The 17,334-nt window shown below is 56.2% G+C and carries 15 protein-coding genes; 10 read left to right on the top strand and 5 right to left on the bottom strand.

Annotation, left to right across the window (positions count from 1 at the left end):
• The first annotated feature begins 47 nt into the window (after positions 1-47).
• The 3 genes from CBB62_09860 to CBB62_09850 all read left to right on the top strand — a co-directional run bounded on the left by CBB62_09860 (position 48) and on the right by CBB62_09850 (position 3,711).
• Entirely contained in the window at positions 48-335 is a 288-nt protein-coding gene (locus CBB62_09860; protein OUT42542.1) for a hypothetical protein, read from the top strand.
• Positions 336-544: 209 nt separating this feature from the next.
• Positions 545-2,956 (top strand): hypothetical protein, encoded by a 2,412-nt coding sequence (locus tag CBB62_09855; GenBank protein ID OUT42541.1) that lies wholly within the window; start codon positions 545-547, stop codon positions 2,954-2,956.
• 200 nt (positions 2,957-3,156) lie between these two features.
• Positions 3,157-3,711: a hypothetical protein gene (locus CBB62_09850; protein OUT42540.1), complete on the top strand. Its 555-nt coding sequence runs from the start codon at positions 3,157-3,159 to the stop codon at positions 3,709-3,711.
• Between the two features lie 115 nt (positions 3,712-3,826).
• Here CBB62_09850 and CBB62_09845 read toward each other — a convergent pair whose 3' ends face one another.
• The gene (locus CBB62_09845; GenBank protein OUT42539.1) at positions 3,827-4,735 is read right to left on the bottom strand and encodes a LysR family transcriptional regulator; all 909 of its coding nucleotides are present in this window, start codon (positions 4,733-4,735) and stop codon (positions 3,827-3,829) included.
• Positions 4,736-4,887: 152 nt separating this feature from the next.
• Here CBB62_09845 and CBB62_09840 point away from each other — a divergent pair, with 152 nt between their 5' ends.
• The 3 genes from CBB62_09840 to CBB62_09830 all read left to right on the top strand — a co-directional run bounded on the left by CBB62_09840 (position 4,888) and on the right by CBB62_09830 (position 7,842).
• The gene (locus tag CBB62_09840) at positions 4,888-5,943 is read left to right on the top strand and encodes a hydroxyacid dehydrogenase (protein OUT42538.1); all 1,056 of its coding nucleotides are present in this window, start codon (positions 4,888-4,890) and stop codon (positions 5,941-5,943) included.
• Between the two features lie 47 nt (positions 5,944-5,990).
• Positions 5,991-6,386, top strand: a complete 396-nt coding sequence (locus CBB62_09835) for a cupin (GenBank protein OUT42537.1) — start codon at positions 5,991-5,993, stop codon at positions 6,384-6,386.
• 229 nt (positions 6,387-6,615) lie between these two features.
• Positions 6,616-7,842: a hypothetical protein gene (locus tag CBB62_09830; GenBank protein OUT42536.1), complete on the top strand. Its 1,227-nt coding sequence runs from the start codon at positions 6,616-6,618 to the stop codon at positions 7,840-7,842.
• 70 nt (positions 7,843-7,912) lie between these two features.
• On the opposite strand, the gene CBB62_09825 is transcribed toward CBB62_09830, so the two are convergent.
• The 4 genes from CBB62_09825 to CBB62_09810 all read right to left on the bottom strand — a co-directional run bounded on the left by CBB62_09825 (position 7,913) and on the right by CBB62_09810 (position 14,438).
• Positions 7,913-11,101: a hydrophobe/amphiphile efflux-1 family RND transporter gene (locus CBB62_09825; protein ID OUT42535.1), complete on the bottom strand. Its 3,189-nt coding sequence runs from the start codon at positions 11,099-11,101 to the stop codon at positions 7,913-7,915.
• A 108-nt stretch (positions 11,102-11,209) separates the two neighbouring features.
• Complete coding sequence (locus CBB62_09820; GenBank protein ID OUT42534.1) at positions 11,210-12,442, bottom strand: hypothetical protein; 1,233 nt, start codon at positions 12,440-12,442, stop codon at positions 11,210-11,212.
• 212 nt (positions 12,443-12,654) lie between these two features.
• On the bottom strand, positions 12,655-13,533 hold the full coding sequence (locus CBB62_09815) for a hypothetical protein (protein ID OUT42533.1): 879 nt from the start codon (positions 13,531-13,533) through the stop codon (positions 12,655-12,657).
• Between the two features lie 143 nt (positions 13,534-13,676).
• Positions 13,677-14,438 carry a hypothetical protein gene (locus CBB62_09810; protein OUT42532.1) on the bottom strand — a complete coding sequence of 254 codons (762 nt, stop codon included), beginning with the start codon at positions 14,436-14,438 and terminating at the stop codon, positions 13,677-13,679.
• A gap of 276 nt (positions 14,439-14,714) precedes the next feature.
• On the opposite strand from CBB62_09810, the gene CBB62_09805 reads away from it, so the two are divergent.
• From CBB62_09805 to CBB62_09790, 4 genes are all read left to right on the top strand, one after another.
• On the top strand, positions 14,715-15,008 hold the full coding sequence (locus CBB62_09805; protein ID OUT42531.1) for a hypothetical protein: 294 nt from the start codon (positions 14,715-14,717) through the stop codon (positions 15,006-15,008).
• 77 nt (positions 15,009-15,085) lie between these two features.
• The gene (locus CBB62_09800; protein OUT42530.1) at positions 15,086-15,661 is read left to right on the top strand and encodes a hypothetical protein; all 576 of its coding nucleotides are present in this window, start codon (positions 15,086-15,088) and stop codon (positions 15,659-15,661) included.
• Positions 15,662-15,666: 5 nt separating this feature from the next.
• The gene (locus CBB62_09795; GenBank protein ID OUT42529.1) at positions 15,667-16,698 is read left to right on the top strand and encodes a cation transporter; all 1,032 of its coding nucleotides are present in this window, start codon (positions 15,667-15,669) and stop codon (positions 16,696-16,698) included.
• Positions 16,699-16,838: 140 nt separating this feature from the next.
• Complete coding sequence (locus CBB62_09790; GenBank protein OUT42528.1) at positions 16,839-17,327, top strand: hypothetical protein; 489 nt, start codon at positions 16,839-16,841, stop codon at positions 17,325-17,327.
• Positions 17,328-17,334 lie beyond the last annotated feature (7 nt).

Here is a 17,334-nt window from a genome sequence, read left to right as displayed (position 1 = left end):
GTTTTCGATTATGCGCGCTCAACCCAGCCGCCGCCGAGCGCTTTGTCATGAGGAAGCCTGTGGTTCGCCATACCTATGACAGCGTCGCCTGTTACCGGGCCAAATGTGAGGCGGCCGGGGTGCACCCTGACGACATCAAACAGCTTGCTGATCTCGCCATTGAGAAACTAATTCGCGGCAATCACTCGGTTGCCATGATCGCCGAGATGCTGGGCTATTCGGAAACCCGCGCTTTTACCCGCGCTTTCAAGCAATGGACCGGCATGAGTCCCGTCCATTATCGCGATCATTTCCAAACCCAGTTCTACCGCAAGGGTAGTACCAAAAGAAGCTAGCTGATTTGTTTCAAGGTATTGGCAACAAGGTTGTCGTTGCAATTAACCATGTTTTTCCATTTTTTGAATAAAATGCCTTTATGCCGAGGTTAATATAGCGGTCGGAGTGGTGATTTCATTTCTGGCGTTGCTGCATCATTTTTGTTACCCGTGCCCGAACACCTGTGTATGGTGTTGACTATATTTTTTACGCCAATCAGAGGGGCTTTATGTGGCGTATCTATGAATGCCTGACGATCGATCACGATCCATGGCTGCTGTTGATTGCTGTCTTCGTTTGTGTTTTGGGAAGTTTTGCCAGCATGCACACCGCAATTCGGGCGCGTGTGGGGACACAACCTGTGTTGTGGACATCGCTGGCGGCAGTTTCCTGCGGTCTGACAGTCTGGAGCACCCACTTCATTGCCATGCTGGCATTCAGGACCGAGGTACCGATCAGCTTTGATCTTGCGCTGACTGTCCTGTCGGCGCTGATCGGCATTGTCGGGTTTGGCATCGGCCTGTTTGTGATCCGTTACCATCGTGACAGGCCATCGCTGTTTGCTGCCGGGGCTACGGTCGGTATCAGTATTTCATGCCTGCATTACATCGGTATGTCCGGTGTCACGATCCCAGGCACTATCAGCTTTGACATGAATTATGTGGCTGCCTCGATCATTGCTGCGATTATTCTCGGCGGTCTGACTTTCTCTGCAAGTTTCTGCCTTCGTGCTGCGCCGCGCATATTGGAGGCATCCATTGGTCTGATCCTCACCACCGTGGCGTTGCACTTCACCGGCATGGCAGCGGTCTCCATACAGATGGGGCTGTACCCGGACAATTTCAGTGACGGTGTTTCCCGTGATCTGCTGATTGCAGCGGTCGCTGTTGCCTCCTTATCAGTAATCCTGATTGGTGCCTGTGCGCTACTGGTCGACAATCGGGTGGCCAAACGCCTGGCTGAAGAGGCGAGGCGGTTCCGAACCCTGTCGGACAGTGCTTTCGAGGGCGTTGCGATCTTCAAGGGCCAGCAGGTTGTTGACTGCAACAAGCGGCTGGAGGATTTGCTGCAGACGGATCGCGATAAAATTCTGACCACGCCGATCCTTGACTGGGTTGTACTGGAGAGCCGGGCACGGGCCATGCGCCTGTTCACCGATATGACCTTTGATGATGTTGAACAGGTCAATATCATGTCTGCCCGGGGCCGGAATATTGTTGCGGAGATTCAGGTCCGACCGATCATGCTGGCAAATGATGAGGCAGCGCTGGTTCTGGTTGTCCGGGACGTGACGGCCCAGCGCCAATCCGAGAAGCAGATCGAGTATCTTGCCTATCATGATCAACTGACCGGCCTGCCGAACCAGCGCATGTTTGATACGCTGGCGGCGAAATCCATGGCCACTGCGGACCGACATGGGCAGAAATTTGCCCTGATGATGCTAGATCTTGATGGCTTCAAGGCGGTCAATGATGTGCGCGGACACAAGGCCGGGGATCAGGTCCTGCAGCGCGTCGGCCAGTTGCTGCAGGGGGTCATTCGCAATGAAGATGTGGTGGCGCGCCGCAGCGGTGATGAGTTCGTCATATTGCAGGCGGCCGCAGGACAGCCGGAACAGGCCGATGCCCTTGCCAGCCGTATTCTTCAGGCCTTTGACGAGCCGCTTCACCTTGAGGATGGGGACGAGCAGGTCACTGCGTCTATCGGTATCGCCATCTATCCCGATGATGGTGACAATCTTGATGTCCTCATGCGCAATGCCGATACCGCGATGTATGAGGCAAAGAAAGATGGCAAGGCGACCTCCCGGTTCTTCAAGGCCAAGATGGACGAGGATGCCCGCTATCGCCGACAGGTGGAAAGCCAGTTGAAACAGGCGCTGGCCAATAACCAGCTGGAGTTGCATTTCCAGCCGCTGATCAATTCCAAAACCGGGCGTGTGATGTCGTTTGAAGCACTGGTTCGGTGGGAGGATCCGATTTTCGGTCGGATGTCGCCCGGTGAGTTCATTCCGATCGCTGAGCAGACCGGTTTGATTATCCCGCTTGGTGACTGGGCGCTGGAAGAGGCCTGCCGTGTACTGACCACACTGCCTGATGACATACGGGTGGCGGTCAACCTGTCGCCGGTGCAGTTCCGGCGTCCGGGGCTGAAGGACCGGGTGGTTGAACTGCTAGATAAATACGGGCTGTCCGGTTCACGGCTTGAGCTTGAGGTGACTGAAAGCCTGCTGATCGAGGATACCGACAGTGTGTGCCAGACCCTGTCAGCGTTGAAGGAGCTGGGCGTCGGCATCTCGATGGATGATTTCGGCACCGGATTCTCGTCACTGAGCTATCTGCGCAGCTTCCCGTTCGACAAGCTCAAGATTGACCGCGTGTTCATTCAGGACATGCAAACCGGCGAGAAGGGGCACTCCATTGTCGCCGCCATCACGGCACTGGCCAAAAACCTCGGCATGCAGGTGGTTGCCGAAGGGGTTGAGGAGGCGGAACAGGCGCTGGCACTGGATCAGCTTGATTGCGATCTGCTGCAGGGCTTCCTCTATGCTCGACCGATGGCCAGCAACGATATCTCTGGCTTCCTGTCAACGCACCATGCCGGTGCCGAGAGACAGGTGCTCGTATCGGCAGCTGAATAAAGCAAGCCTGTCAGCCTCTCGCCTGATTGCCCGCCAATGTGTCTCTGCTATTTTGATGTTTTTCGGCATGCAAGTTTTGTTGTTTTAATATGCTTTGTGTATGGGCTGTGAAAGCTGCGCAATCTGCTTTATGTCTTTGCCCTCAATAAATATTTAGGTTTGCGGTTGCAGATTTTTATCCAGACTAAATAGGGGGTGATATGAAGGATAGGACAGAAATTGAATATGGTAGGTATAAAATTATTGCTGGGACATTGAATGGAAATATTAAAGCAGTCGCTTTGTTTGGAAAATCAAAAATTGATGAGGCGCAAGGACAAAGTATCGATTCAGTCATAGTAAAAATAAAAGAAATTTTAGATCGCATTGAGAGAGAACGTGCATCTCAACGAAGGGCGCCTCACATTGGTACAGTTGAGGAATATAAAGAGGCTATAGAACATATTTCGATGAGTTCAGCTGAAAGGCTTATGATAACAAGTCATGCCATTTCTGTTGATCGGAAGATGACTGCTGCAGAATTGGCAAAGGCAGGAGAATATGATTCTTACAGTACGGCGAATAGTATATACGGAACTTTGGCAAAGAAGATAGGTAACTGGATAGGTCTTGCAGCTAAAGATTCTGAGATACGCTCAAATGATGTAACTTTTACTTTCTACCTTGCTGAGGGGGAGTATAATGATGCTGATAATTGGGTGTGGATAATGCACCCAGAAGTGCATGAGGCCTTGTCGCTTCTCAATATGGTTTGATGCGAGTTACAGCAGATGGTGGAAAGCCAGTTGAAACAGGCGCTGCGCAATAACATGCAGTCAGTGGTCGATCTTTCGCTGGCGCAATTCCAATGTCTGGACTGAATAAACGCACCTAGTCTCTCGCCTGATTGCTTCTGTAGCGTAGCTGTTCGATCAGTAATGCGAATGCCGGGGAATGCTGTCTGCGGCTTGGATAGTAGAGATGATAGCCGGAGAAGGGCGGGCACCAGTCTTCGAGTACCCGTACCAGCTTTCCGTTGGCGATATGTGGCAGGGCCATGTCTTCCATCACATAGGCAAGGCCCAGACCATCAATCGCGGCATGCAGGATGATGCGGATATCGTTTGAGGACAGTTGCCCGGCAACGCGGACATTCAGCTCGCGCGCTTCCTGTTCCAGCTCCCAGGGATATGGGCCGCCGCGTGTTGGCAGCCAGAGATTGATACAGTTGTGATCGGTCAGATCATGGGGCGATACCGGTGGTTTGCGCCCAGAGAAATACGCCGGTGATCCGACCACGGCCATGCGCAATTCCGGACCGATCGGGACCGCTATCATGTCCTGCGCTACCTGTTCGCCCAGCCGGACACCGGCATCAAAGCGTTCGCTGACAATATCGACCAGGCGCTGATCGGTCATGAGTTCAACCCGGAGATCGGGATATTGCGGTAGCAGCTTTCGCAGCGCTGGCAAGAGCACGGTTTCACTCGCGTGCCAGCCGCTGGTGATGCGTATTGTGCCAGCCGGTTTTTCCCGCAATTCGCTCAGGGATGTAAGGTTGTTTTCGATCTCATCAAAGGCGGGGCGGAGTGTTTTCAGCAAGCGCTCGCCCGCTTCCGTCGGCGCAACACTGCGTGTGGTTCGGGATAACAGACGCACGCCGAGGCGGCTCTCCAGTCTGCGAATGGTATGGCTCAGTGTGGATTGGGACGTCTCAAGTCTGGCGGCGGCGCGGGTAAAGCTGCATTCCTCCGCTACCACCATAAATGCCATGAGATCGCCAAGTTGGTCGCGCCGCATTTATGAATCTCCGATATAGGAATAATCGGATTTTGCCAGATAAAATGAATAAGTCACTTCCTATATATTCAAAGCAATCAAGGTCATTGATTGTCGGCGGTTCAGACCGGACCCCGGTGTCTTCCATAATTGAAAATCGAAAGAACCCTGCCATGAAAACCATCGGTTATGCGGCCCGGAGTGCCGAAGCAGCACTTGCTCCATTCTCCTTTGAGCGGCGGGAGCCACGCGGCAATGATGTGGTGATGGAAATTCTCTACTGCGGCGTCTGTCATTCCGATCTGCATTCTGCCCGGAACGATTGGGGCTGGACCACTTACCCGAATGTGCCGGGACACGAGATTGTCGGGCGTGTGCTCGAAGTCGGCCCGGATGTGCAGAAATACAAGCCGGGCGACCATGTGGCTGTCGGCTGTATGGTCGATAGCTGTCAGCATTGTGACCAGTGTCATGCGGGTGAGGAGCAATTCTGCCGTGAGGGCATGACCCAGACCTACAACTCTCCCGACCGCATTGATGGCAGCCTGACCTATGGCGGTTATGCCAAGCATCTGGTTGTGCGGGAGGAGTTTGTCCTGAAGGTGCCGGACAGCCTTGATCTGGCGAAGGTGGCACCGCTGCTTTGTGCCGGCATTACCACCTATTCCCCTCTCAGAACATGGAATGTCGGGCCGGGCAGCCGGGTCGGGGTGATCGGTATGGGTGGTCTCGGCCATATGGCGATCAAGCTGGCCGCAGCGATGGGCGCCCATGTCACCGTCATCTCGCGCTCACTGGCTAAACAGCCGGATGCGATTGAGCTCGGTGCCGATGCGTTTCTTGTCTCGGCCGATGAGGAGGCCATGGGCAAGGCTGCTTATGGTTTTGATCTGATCATCGACACCATTCCGGTCAAGCATGATGTCACCCCATATCTGTCGCTGCTCGATGTTGATGGCACACTCTGCCTTGTCGGTCAGGTCGGGCCGATGGAGGAACTGGTGACCGTGCCGATGATCCTCGGGCGCCGTCGGGTTGCCGGGTCGGTCATCGGCGGTATCCGCGAGACGCAGGAGGTACTCGATTTCTGTGGTCGCATGAACATCCTGCCGGAATGCGAGATGATCAGAATGGACGAGATCAACGAGGCATTTGAACGGATGGAACGCTCAGACGTCCGTTATCGCTTTGTCATCGACATGGCTTCACTGCAAGCCGAAGCGGCCTGAAGGTATCGACTTGCCAATAAAAACATCTGACAAGGGAGAAAAGCGGCATGCAGATCAAACGCAATGGAACGGTTCCGTCAACCGTTGGTCCGGCGGAATATTTCACCGGACAGGTACGGATTGACTATCCGTTCAGCACCGAGGCACCTGCGCGTACCGGTGGTGCCACGGTAACATTTGAACCGGGTGCGAGAACCGCCTGGCATACCCATCCGTTTGGCCAGACATTGCTGGTCACCTCGGGTGAGGGATGGGTGCAACGTGACGGCGAGCCGAAACAAACCATCCGGCCCGGCGACATCGTCTGGTTCGAGCCGGGCGAGCGGCACTGGCATGGCGCAACCCACAAAACGGCCATGACCCATATCGCCATCGCAGAGCTGCAGAACGGCTCACCCGTCGACTGGCTGGAGCATGTCTCGGACGAGGATTACCTCGCCTGATGGTAGGATATGGGAGAGCATCATGAAGTCGTGTTTCTCTCAACCGGTCAAAAGCTTGCTTGCACTGCAAAAAAACAGGAATGGGCAAGCATTTTAGAGAAGCGGATATTGTAAATGTGCATACAATCTGCCTAAACTGCTGATATCTGGAATCCTACACTCGTAGGTTGGCTGTTTCTGTGTTGGAATCAGCCTCTTGGCGTGTGCCCGATAGTCGAAGCAGTGGAGCATGATGCGCAATCCTCATCCTCTCAGCAGCAGCCAGCTTGTCGCCGGTATCGAGACCCTGATCAATGCCGGGCAGTATGATGCCGCGATCCGGCGCCTCAAGCTGCTGCTCCATGACCATACCGATGACGCCCGGCTGCACCATATCGCCGGTGTCGCCCAACTGAGGGCGGGCAGGGCGGCCAAGGCGATTACCTATTTCCGCAAGGCGGTCCGTTTGCAGCCCGGTCGCGGCGAGTATCTGTTCCATCTCGGTGAGGCGGCCCGTGTCGGCGGCCAGTATCGCCTCGCGCTTGATGCCTATGACAAAGCGATCAAGGCGGGGGAGAGTGTCTATGCCGTGAAGATACGTCTCGGGGACACCTGTGAGCGAATGGGGCGGCTCGATCAGGCACTGGATCATTTCGAGCAGGCACTTGCGACCCTGCCATCGGATACCGCACTGGCGGTGCGGATTGCCAATCTGTTGAACCGGCTCGACCGGCGGGATGAGGCGATTGCCCTGTTGTCCCGCATTGTCCGCTGTAATCCCAATGGCGCGGCTTACAACAACCTTGGCATCATGCTGCGGGATGTGGGCGAGATTACCGAGGCGCTCGACGCGCTCGCCAAGGCATGTGAACTCGCCCCGGACGCTGCGGAGTATCTCTGCAATCTGGCAAGGGTACAGCAGGATGCCTTGCTCTATGACGATGCCGCCGCCAGTCTGCATCGCGCGGTTGATCTGGCGCCGACGGAGCCGCGCGCCCTGATCGCGCTCGCCACGCTGGAGGAGCGGCGCAATAACCTCACCATCGCCCTTCGCGATCCGCGCGATGTGGTGCTGAGCTGCTGGATGCAGAATTTCCGCCTGAACGAGGCAATGGTCCAGTTCCTCGATATCGAGCGCACGGCGGCGGCCTATGCCGCGGTCATGTCATTCTGGCGTGACCACCGCGATCTGCTCGACGGGCGCTATATCGAATATCGCTATGAGGATCTGGTGGATGATTTTGATACCACCCTGAAACGGTTGGTGGCGTTTGTCGGTCTGCCCTGGGATGACGGAGTTTTGGGCTTTGGCAAGACCGCTGCCGGGCATGTCATCAGCACGCCCTCGGCCCGCGATGTCAGTGGCGGGCAGATATATCGCCGTGCCCGTGGCCGCTGGCACCGGTATCGCGTGTTGCTGGAGCCGGTCCTGCCGGTTCTGGCCCCGTGCCTTGAGGCATTCGGTTACGACGACTGACAGAATTCATGAGCAACAAAAAAGGCCCGGACTAAGTATCCGGGCCTCTTCTTATGGGACGTTCTCGGGATCAGGCCGGTTCGCCTGTGGCGGCATCGGGGGGTGATGCTGCATCCGTATGCTTTGCTTTCCGGTCGGTGAAGAGCTGCTCGATCGCGCGCAAGATCACATAGAAGACCGGGGTGAAGAGCAGCCCGAACAGGGTCACGCCGAGCATGCCGGAGAATACCGAGACCCCGAGTGCATGGCGCATTTCCGCCCCGGCACCGGTGGCGAGTGCCAGTGGCACAACGCCGAGGATGAAGGCGAGGGAGGTCATGACAATCGGGCGCAATCGGGTTCGGGCCGCATGGACGGCGGCATCCCACCGGTTCATGCCTTCCTGCTCGGCCTGACGGGCGAACTCGACGATCAGAATGGCGTTCTTCGAGGCCAGTGCCACGAGCACGACAAAGCCGATCTGGACCAGAATGTTGTTGTCCAGCCCCTCGATCCGCACACCGGTGATGGCTGACAGCAGGACCATGGGCACGATCAGGATGACCGCTGCCGGCAGGGCCCAGCTCTCATATTGTGCGGCCAGCACGAGGAAGACAAAGAGAACGGCGAAGCCAAAGACAATGGCAGCGGTATCCTCGGTATTCTTCTCCTGATAGCTGAGTTCGGTCCATTCGTAGGAGATGCCTTCGGGCAATACCCGCTCGGCGATTGCCTCCATCTTGGCGAGGCCCTCTGCGGATGAGACGCCGGGCATGGTCAGTCCCTGAACCGCTGCTGCCGGATAGAGATTGTAACGCGGCTGACGCAGCGGTCCGGTGGCATCGTGGAAGGTGGCAACCGCACCGAGCGGCACCATGGCACCGTCATCGGAACGGGTGCGCAGCCGGGCTACGTCCTCTGCTGACTGGCGGAACGGGGCATCTGCCTGGGCAATCACCCGATAGGTGCGACCGAACAGGTTGAAGTCATTGACATAGGCCGAGCCGAGATAGACCTCGAGCGCGTCATTGACCGCCGCCACCGGAACATTGAGCATCTCTGCCCGTTCCCGGTCGATTTCCGCCCAGAGACGTGGGGTGCCGGTCGAGTATTGCGAGAACACGGCAACCAGCCCTGGATCGGCATTGGCCTCGGCTGACAGCGCGCGGGCGGCCTGTTCGAGCACGAGCGGGCCGACATCGCCGGTATCCTGCAGCATGATCTTGAAGCCACCACCGGTACCGATACCGCGGACAGGCGGCGGGGTGATGATGAAGATGGCGGCATCACTGATCATGGCCATGCGTTGACGGGCCTCTGCCAGCACCGCATTCGGATCGACACCCTCTGCCTCACGGTCCTTGAAATCCGTAACCGTGAAGAAGATGACGCCGGTATTGGATTCCGTGGTGAAGGCGGCACCGTTCAGGCCGGTGAAGACTGCCGCATGGGCGACGCCGTGAATATCCAGTATCTCGCTGGTGGCATGACGGATTACCGCATCGGTACGCTCAAGTGACGCGCCTGGTGGCAGTTGCACAACGGTAATGTAATAGCCCTGATCCTGCTCGGGGATGAACCCGCCGGGCACTTTCGAGAACTGGAAGTTGGTTGCAACCAGCAGGGCGGCAAACAGCGCCAGCATGATAAGCGGCATGCGGATGAGTTTTGTTGTTGCCCAGGCATAGCCACCAGAGGCGCGCTCAAATCCACGATTGAACTTGGACAATGCCCAGACAATCGGACGCATCAGCAGACCATGCTTGTGCTCATCCGAATGCGGCTTCAGCAGCATGGCGGCCAGCGATGGTGACAGGGTGAGGGACACCAGCAGCGAGATGGCCGTGGCAGCTGTAATCGTCACCGCAAACTGGCGGTAGAACTGGCCGGAAATGCCGGAGACGGCGGCGGTTGGTATAAACACGGCAGCCAGCACCAGCGAGGTGGCAATCAGGGCGCCGGAAACCTCATTCATCGTTTGCTTGGCCGCATCACGCGGGGCGAGGCCGTCACGGATATGCTTCTCGATCCCCTCCACAACGATGATCGCGTCATCAACCACGATACCGACGGCCAGCACGAGACCGAACATGGACAGGCTGTTGATTGAATAGCCCATCGCCGACATGAGAGCGAACGTGCCGATCAGCGAGACCGGAATGGCCAGAATAGGAGTGATCGCTGCCCGCCATGTACCGAGGAACAACAGCACCACGGCAACCACCAGCAGGACGGCTTCCAGCATGGTGTGCACGACAGCGTCGATTGAGGCCTCGATGAACTCGGTCGGGTTGTAGATCACGTCATAGGCAAGGCCCTGTGGGAAGTCCTGTGACAGCTCTTCCATCAGTGCCAGCACTTCCTCGGCGGTTTGCAGCGCATTGGTGCCGGGCCGCTGGTTGACGGTCATGGCAACGGCGCTGCTCTTGTCGAGATAGGCGCGGGTTGTGTAATTGGCGGCACCCAGTTCAACACGGGCGATGTCGCGCAGACGGACGATACGACCGTCCTCGCCACGCTTGACGATGACACGCTCGAAGGCATCAGGCTCGACAAGGCGGCCCGTGGTCTGGATCGACAACTCGAAGGCAGCGGCTTCCGGGGTTGGCTGCTGGTTGAGCTGACCGGAGGCAACCTGCACGTTCTGTGCCCGCAGCGCGGTCAGAACCTCGCCCGGCGTCATGTCGAGCGCGGCGATCCGTTCAGGGTCGAGCCAGATACGCATGGAGTATTCACGGCCACCGAACAGGCCGACCTGGCCCACGCCATCAAGACGGGTGAGCTGGTCACGCACGCGTTCTGCGGCACTGGTTATATAGAGGTCATCGCGGCTGCCATCGGGGGAGAACATATGCACCACCAGCAACAGGTCGGGCGATGCCTTCTGAGTGACCACACCGAGGCGGCGGACCGGTTCGGGCAGGCGTGGCTCGGCGATCGAGACACGGTTCTGCACCAGCACCTGCGCCGCATCCAGATCGGTGCCGAGGTCAAAGGTAACGGTAATGGTCAGGTTGCCGTCGCCGGTTGCCTGGCTGGAGAGATAGAGCATCCCTTCGACACCATTGATCTGCTGCTCCAGCGGGGTTGCCACTGTTTCAGCAATGGTTTCAGCCGAGGCACCGGGATACTGGGCCGTTACCTGTACGGTTGGCGGCGCCACTTCGGGGTATTGGGCAATCGGCAGGGTGAAATAGGCCAGCGCACCGACAATGGTCAGGAAGGCCGAGATCACGATCGCGAAGATCGGACGATCAATAAAAAACTGGGAGAACTTCATCTGTCATTCCTCACCGTCGGGCCGTCACCCATAAGGGTGATGGCGGATGTCGGGCGTAATTGCTGTTGCCGGGTCGCCAGTCAGCGACCAGTCAGAGACCGTTAGCGGTCACTCAGCGGTTGCCAGCTCAAAGCTGTCGAGAGCGGTTTTGTTGGGGGTGATCGTCATGCCTTCGCCGATCATGTGCAGGGATGAGACGATGACCTGATCGCCTGCCTCGAGCCCTTTTTCGATGATGCGCAGACCATCCTCACGGCCACCGAGGGTTACCCGTCGGCGATGAACCACACCCTCTGCATCTGCTACCCAGACGAATTTCAGCGTCTGGTCGGAACCAACGGCCTGTTCGGGGATCAGGACGGTTGGCGCATTCTCGGCAATGGCGAGACGCAGACGCCCGAACATGCCGGGGGCCAGTACCTCGTCACCATTTATGAAGACCGCCCGACCACGGATCGTGCCGGTGGCCCGATCAATCCGGTTATCAATGAAGTCGATGGTGCCGGGATGGGCAAAACTGTCTTCGTCAATCAGACGCACGGCAACCGGAATCCGGCTGTCCTTGTCCCGCAGGCCGGTGGCAATGGTGCCGCGAACATATTCCAGATACTGCTGTTCGCTGGCATCAAAGACGAAGTGGATCGGGTCCAGTGAGACGATGGTTGTCAGTACTTCCGAATTTGCACCGGCGGCAATCAGGTTGCCGACATTGACGGCATCATCGGAAATCCGGCCGGTTACCGGCGCCTTGATCTCGGTGAATTCAAGATTGAGTCTGGCGCTGTCTACAGCAGCCTTGGCGGCAGCAATGCTCGCGCGGGCGGCCTGTGCTTCCTGTATCGCCTGATCGAGGACGGATTGGCTCACATGACCATTCTCACGCAGCTGACGTTGGCGCTTCAGCTCGGTTTCGGCGAGATAGGCAGCGGCCCGTACTTCCTCCAGCCGCGCTTCGGCACCGGCGAGGGTGGCCTCAAACGGGCGTGGGTCGATGGTGAACAGCAGGTCGCCTTTTTGTACGATCTGGCCGGGGGTGAAATGGACGGCATCAATCTGGCCCTCGACGCGGGCGCGGATGGCAACCTCGTCGACTGCCTCGAACCGGCCGGTAAATTCCTGCCAATGGGTGACGGGACGGCTTTCCGCGACAATCACGTTGACCGTTGGCGGGGCTGCTTCACCCGTTGTCGGGGCAGCGGTGGCGGTTTCGGCAAAGGGCTGTAGACCAAGGAAATCGGTTGCATAAAGCAACCCGGCGGTAAGCACGGCAGCCAGACTGACCCCTGTGAGAAGCTTTTTGCGATTGGTCATGATACTAGTTCCCTTGTTGAGAGCAGCCATGGGGAAGCTGTTCTCTGAATTGAAAAACACAGAGCGACGGCACCGGAATTACTTACCGGCGGTTGCAACGACACATTGTTGTTATTTTTTTGGGAGCGCGATTTCCTCAGCTTTAATATACAGTATTAAGCCGGGATCAATAGAGCACTTCCTACAAAATGATTGCCTGATTCTCTAAACGGCTGACTGCTGGATCGCACCTTCCTGCTGTTTCAGCAGGCTGATATCGCGCCCGGCGGGTTGCCGAACATGCGGGCATACTCACGGCTGAACTGTGAGGGGCTTTCATACCCGACTGTATAGGCGGTACTGGCAGCGTCCATTTCATTGGCGATCATCAGGTTGCGTGCTTTGATCAGTCGCAGTGACTTCTGATATTGCAACGGCGTCATACGCGTGACCGACTTGAAATGGGCATGGAATGACGAGACGCTCATGCCCACGGTTTCTGCTAATTCCTCTACCGGAATTGTCTTGTTTAGGTTGGTCTTGATCCGCTGAATAGCAGAGGCGATCCGTTGAATATGGCTGTCTTGCAGCACTATTTGACTAACGCAACTGCCATATTCACTACGTAGCAGGTAATAAAACAGCTCGCGGATAATACCGGGAGCCAGTGATGGTATGTCTTCCGGTTCATCAAGCAGTTTCAGCAATCGAATTGCAGCATCACCCATTTTCTCGCTGGTATCACCGATGATAACACCACGCCCGGATGATGAATTGCTGTTACTGATCGTCTTGCCGGTTTCTACCAGCAGTTCGGATAGTACCTGACGATCAATATCCAGTTTCATAGCCAGATAGGGATCGTCCTTTGTGGCATTCTCGATCTTGCCGACACAGGGCAGGTCGACTGACAAAAGAATGAATTTCCCGGGACCATATTCATACTTATGGTCATCAACCCATAAGTCCTTTTGCCCGGCAGCAATAATACCGATTGCCGGATCGTACATGGTTGGCACGCCGGTCGTGCACTGGCATGACCGAAACAGCACCAATCCGGGAATTTCTGTCTCATTCACCGCATCATCATCAGAGAACCTGTCCACCAAGGTTCTGAACTCTTTCAATTGCTCATTATTCATCTTGATCCACTACCCCTGGATAAAAGTTGGATAAGATGTAGGGAAATTATCTCCTGATGCATTGCCTGATTGTGCCAATTGTAGGATCAGGCAATCATCTTGGAGGTTTGTACACTCGGATACAAGTGTCTTTCGCTGCCTTGCTATGGCGCGATCAGGCCGCGCATCATGGCTTCGGCAACCGCATGGGTCTTGTTGAAAACCCGGAGCTTGGTCATGGCGGATTTCATGTAGGAATCCGTTGAATGCGTGGTGATGCCGATGATGTTTGCCGTCTCTGCCGCCGATTTCCCGCGAGCGGCCCAGAGCAGGCATTCTTGCTCCCGGTCACTGAGCACTACCGGTTGGACTGTCTCTGCCTGTGGCAGGCTGCGGAAACCGGTCACCTTGCGATGATAGAGTTGGGCACCCAGTTGCAATTCGATCGGCAGATCGGATGCCCGGAACCCCTCTGACGGTTTTCCCGACCAGTACAGGCTGACGAAGCTCGATATCCGGTTGTTGTTGGCATCAATGCTGTGTGCCGGGAGAATGCAGCCATCCTCAAAGCCGTAATCATAGGCAAGCTCGAGGACGCGTCGGGCATGGTTTTTGCGACCACGTTTATAATTGCGGGCTTCCTGAAACTCAAAACAGTCATACCAGGTGAAAGGCTGGGTGCTGGTCAGGGCGCGTCGCACGACCGGATCGAAGCTGAGGAACCGGGCACCGTTATAATCGCTGACAAAATCATCGCGGACCGTTGAGATGAAATAGGGCAGCGGCTCGTCCTGATCGGGAACCCGGCGCAGATCCACATAGGAATGTGCGCCGAAACCATATGATAAAGAGAACTGATCGAATGCCCGGTGTGCCGATGCAATATCTGTTGCCGCTTCAATACGCTCGAGCCACACATGGTGCATGAGTGTATCTCCCCCTTATTGATCCCCGTGTCGTTCAGACGTGGTGTCATTCAGACGGGCAGTATCATTCGCAACATTTTTTCGGCTATCAAGTGCAACGCGATTAAAGAATGCGCCTGTGTGCAAGTTCATGACAGCATTCGTAAAATCAAGACTTATCTCGATCCGGAACTGCTGATTTCTGATGCCTTCTCTATTGGGCTGAATACCCGTTGCATGGAACTTTACCGGACACATCTCCGTTATTAAGACAGGAATAATCAACGGAGAAAAACCATGCGCTTGTTTGCACTTATTGTCGGATTTGTCGTTCTGGCTGTTGTTGCCGCGATGGCTGTTGGTCTGGTTGATTTCAGAGTGACACAAGAGGGTGAGTTGCCAACCGTCCGGGTCTACGGCGGTCAGTTGCCCGAGATTGATGTGGATATCGCCGATATCGAGTTGGGCTCACAGCAGGCCGCTATCGAGGTCCCTGATGTTGACGTCAATTCACGTGAGGTCGAGGTAACCGTACCAACGATTGATGCCGAAGATGCCGATGCATCTGATGAACCAGCCGATCGTCAGTAACGCGATATGACGGCATTGGCGATCCGGTGGGAGATCCGCCGGATCGCTTTTGTTTATCCAACTTTCGGGACAGTACGATGGCAAACGGGGAAATCACGGGTATTATTGAAGAGTTGCAGCAGAAGACCGAGGGCGACAAGGTCACGGTTGAAGCGATTATCGACAGGCTCAGCGGTCGTTCCTACGGCCCGTTCATTCTGGTGCCGGCAACGCTTCAGGCAAGCCCGGTCGGTGGCATTCCCGGCATGCCGGTCATCATGGGCCTGCTGCTTACCCTGTTCAGCATTCAGATGCTGTTCACCAGCGGTAAGCCTTGGATGCCCAAACGGCTGCGCAAACAGACGATTGATCATCAAACTCTGGCAGCTTCACTACGCAAAGCCAATAAGGTTCTGGGTTACGTTGAACCATTCCTTACGGCGAGACTGTCATGGATAATTCATCGGCCGGGCATCTATTTTGTCTCCATACTCGCTATTCTGTTGAGTATTTCAATTATCCCTATGGGGCTTGTTCCGTTTGCAGCATTTCTGCCTGCCTTTGGGCTGGTTCTGCTCGGTCTTGGCCTGACCGCAAATGACGGACTTGTTGTCCTTGTGTCTGCCTGCTTTGCCATCGGCACGGGTTATTGGCTCTATACCAGCTTTGCCTGATTGATATGTTTGGAATTGAAGAGTGGCCGCTTTCCTGGTTGATCGCGGGTGTGATTATTTTGACATTGGTTATCGGGTCTGTCGGTACCCGGATAACGCGAATGGCAGACCGACTGGCCGATCAGACCGGGTTGGGTGAGGCGCTGTTTGGTGGCATTTTTCTGGGGGCCACGACGTCCTTGTCCGGTCTTGTGACGTCAACCACGGCAGCCATGAACGGGCTGCCAGACCTCGCCGTATCAAATGCTATTGGTGGTATTGCTGCGCAGACAGTGTTTCTGGTGGCAGCCGATTTTGCCTATAAACGGGCCAATCTCGAGCACGCCGTTGCCTCGCCGACAATATTGGTGCAGTCGACCTTGCTGCTGTTCTTGCTGGCCTTGCCGCTTACAGCTGCCTTGCTACCTGAGGTTAGCCTGTTCGAAATCCATCCGGTAACGCCGCTGATCCTGTTCGTCTATCTCTGGGGAACCGGCATGGCGAATTCCGTTCGGGAAAATCCGCCATGGGTGCCTCGGGAAACCCGCGAGACGGACCGGGATGAACCGGATAAGGCAGACAGCCGTGCCGGACTGTCATTCCGGCTGGCGGGTTCATTCGCCCTCATGGCCGTGTTGCTGGGTACATCCGGCTGGGGCATGGCCATGCTCGCCGGTGAAATTGCCGATGATACCGGACTGGATCAGGCCATTCTGGGGGTGATGCTGACCTCGGTAATTACCTCGCTGCCCGAGTTGATCACCACGGTCGCTGCCGTGCGGCAGGGGGCGGCAACACTGGCTGTAGGCGGTATCGTTGGTGGCAATACTTTCGATGCGCTGTTTCTGGTCGCCAGCGATATCGGGTATCGGGACGGCTCCATTGTCCATGCCGTCGACCAATCGACGCTGTTTCTCTTCGCCTGGTCGATCCTGATGACTATTGTGCTGTTGCTGGGGTTGATCAAGCGACAGGAATCCGGTCCGGCAGGGCTGGGCTGGGAGACCGTCGCACTCGGTGTGATCTATGTCAGCGGCGTGATTGTTCAGTTCTATTGAATAGTAAGGTTTCAGGGCTGTTTATTGTGCGCTGCAACCGTGCGTAATGAAATGTTCATACACAAACTTCTAACAACTTTCTACGCATACAATTATCCCTGAGTACCGGACATAACGCTATGTCGGCACGTTAGGGAACCATGATGCTTAACATCGATACCAAGGTCGAGTTGCCGCCAGAACTGGTTCTGCCGGGTCTGCGGTCTGTGGCCTTTGTCGAGTATCGCCTGAGTAACCCCGATCGTCATCGTCAGCCGCTGCTGGACAAACGCGGATGGCAATCCATTGCCACCAGCCCGCGCGGCGATGAGCTGATCGGACGGCCGGATATAGCGGAAACAGATATCGATACGGCGGAGCCTGCGGTGCTGCTGTCATCACTGTCCGGTGACGCCAATCCGCATCCGGGCATCCGGTCGGTTGGTATCTGGATCGATGATATTGACGCTGCCACAGAAGCAGCATGGGAAATGGATGCTGCCGATGTGTTTGATGGCGGGCCGGTCGGCCTCCTTGAACTCAGAATTCCGGCGCTGCGCTGGGCGGACAACAGGTTCTATTACTTCATGGCCGTCGGGGACGGCTATCAGCCACTCGTTACAGCACTCGCGACATCAGGGCTCTCATGATGTTTGC

This window comes from Micavibrio sp. TMED2 (assembly GCA_002168225.1).
In the GTDB taxonomy this organism is placed as follows: domain Bacteria; phylum Pseudomonadota; class Alphaproteobacteria; order TMED2; family TMED2; genus TMED2.
This window is presented reverse-complemented; position numbering and strand designations above follow the sequence as displayed.

Coding starts and splice junctions, on each gene's coding strand:
- CBB62_09830 (OUT42536.1), top strand. CDS start 6,616: ATGATGCGCAATCCTCATCCTCTCAGCAGCAGCCAGCTTGTCGCCGGT.
- CBB62_09800 (OUT42530.1), top strand. CDS start 15,086: ATGGCAAACGGGGAAATCACGGGTATTATTGAAGAGTTGCAGCAGAAG.
- CBB62_09845 (OUT42539.1), bottom strand. CDS start 4,735: ATGCGGCGCGACCAACTTGGCGATCTCATGGCATTTATGGTGGTAGCG.
- CBB62_09795 (OUT42529.1), top strand. CDS start 15,667: ATGTTTGGAATTGAAGAGTGGCCGCTTTCCTGGTTGATCGCGGGTGTG.
- CBB62_09815 (OUT42533.1), bottom strand. CDS start 13,533: ATGAATAATGAGCAATTGAAAGAGTTCAGAACCTTGGTGGACAGGTTC.
- CBB62_09790 (OUT42528.1), top strand. CDS start 16,839: ATGATGCTTAACATCGATACCAAGGTCGAGTTGCCGCCAGAACTGGTT.
- CBB62_09860 (OUT42542.1), top strand. CDS start 48: ATGAGGAAGCCTGTGGTTCGCCATACCTATGACAGCGTCGCCTGTTAC.
- CBB62_09810 (OUT42532.1), bottom strand. CDS start 14,438: ATGCACCATGTGTGGCTCGAGCGTATTGAAGCGGCAACAGATATTGCA.
- CBB62_09840 (OUT42538.1), top strand. CDS start 4,888: ATGAAAACCATCGGTTATGCGGCCCGGAGTGCCGAAGCAGCACTTGCT.
- CBB62_09825 (OUT42535.1), bottom strand. CDS start 11,101: ATGAAGTTCTCCCAGTTTTTTATTGATCGTCCGATCTTCGCGATCGTG.
- CBB62_09805 (OUT42531.1), top strand. CDS start 14,715: ATGCGCTTGTTTGCACTTATTGTCGGATTTGTCGTTCTGGCTGTTGTT.
- CBB62_09835 (OUT42537.1), top strand. CDS start 5,991: ATGCAGATCAAACGCAATGGAACGGTTCCGTCAACCGTTGGTCCGGCG.
- CBB62_09855 (OUT42541.1), top strand. CDS start 545: ATGTGGCGTATCTATGAATGCCTGACGATCGATCACGATCCATGGCTG.
- CBB62_09820 (OUT42534.1), bottom strand. CDS start 12,442: ATGGCTGCTCTCAACAAGGGAACTAGTATCATGACCAATCGCAAAAAG.
- CBB62_09850 (OUT42540.1), top strand. CDS start 3,157: ATGAAGGATAGGACAGAAATTGAATATGGTAGGTATAAAATTATTGCT.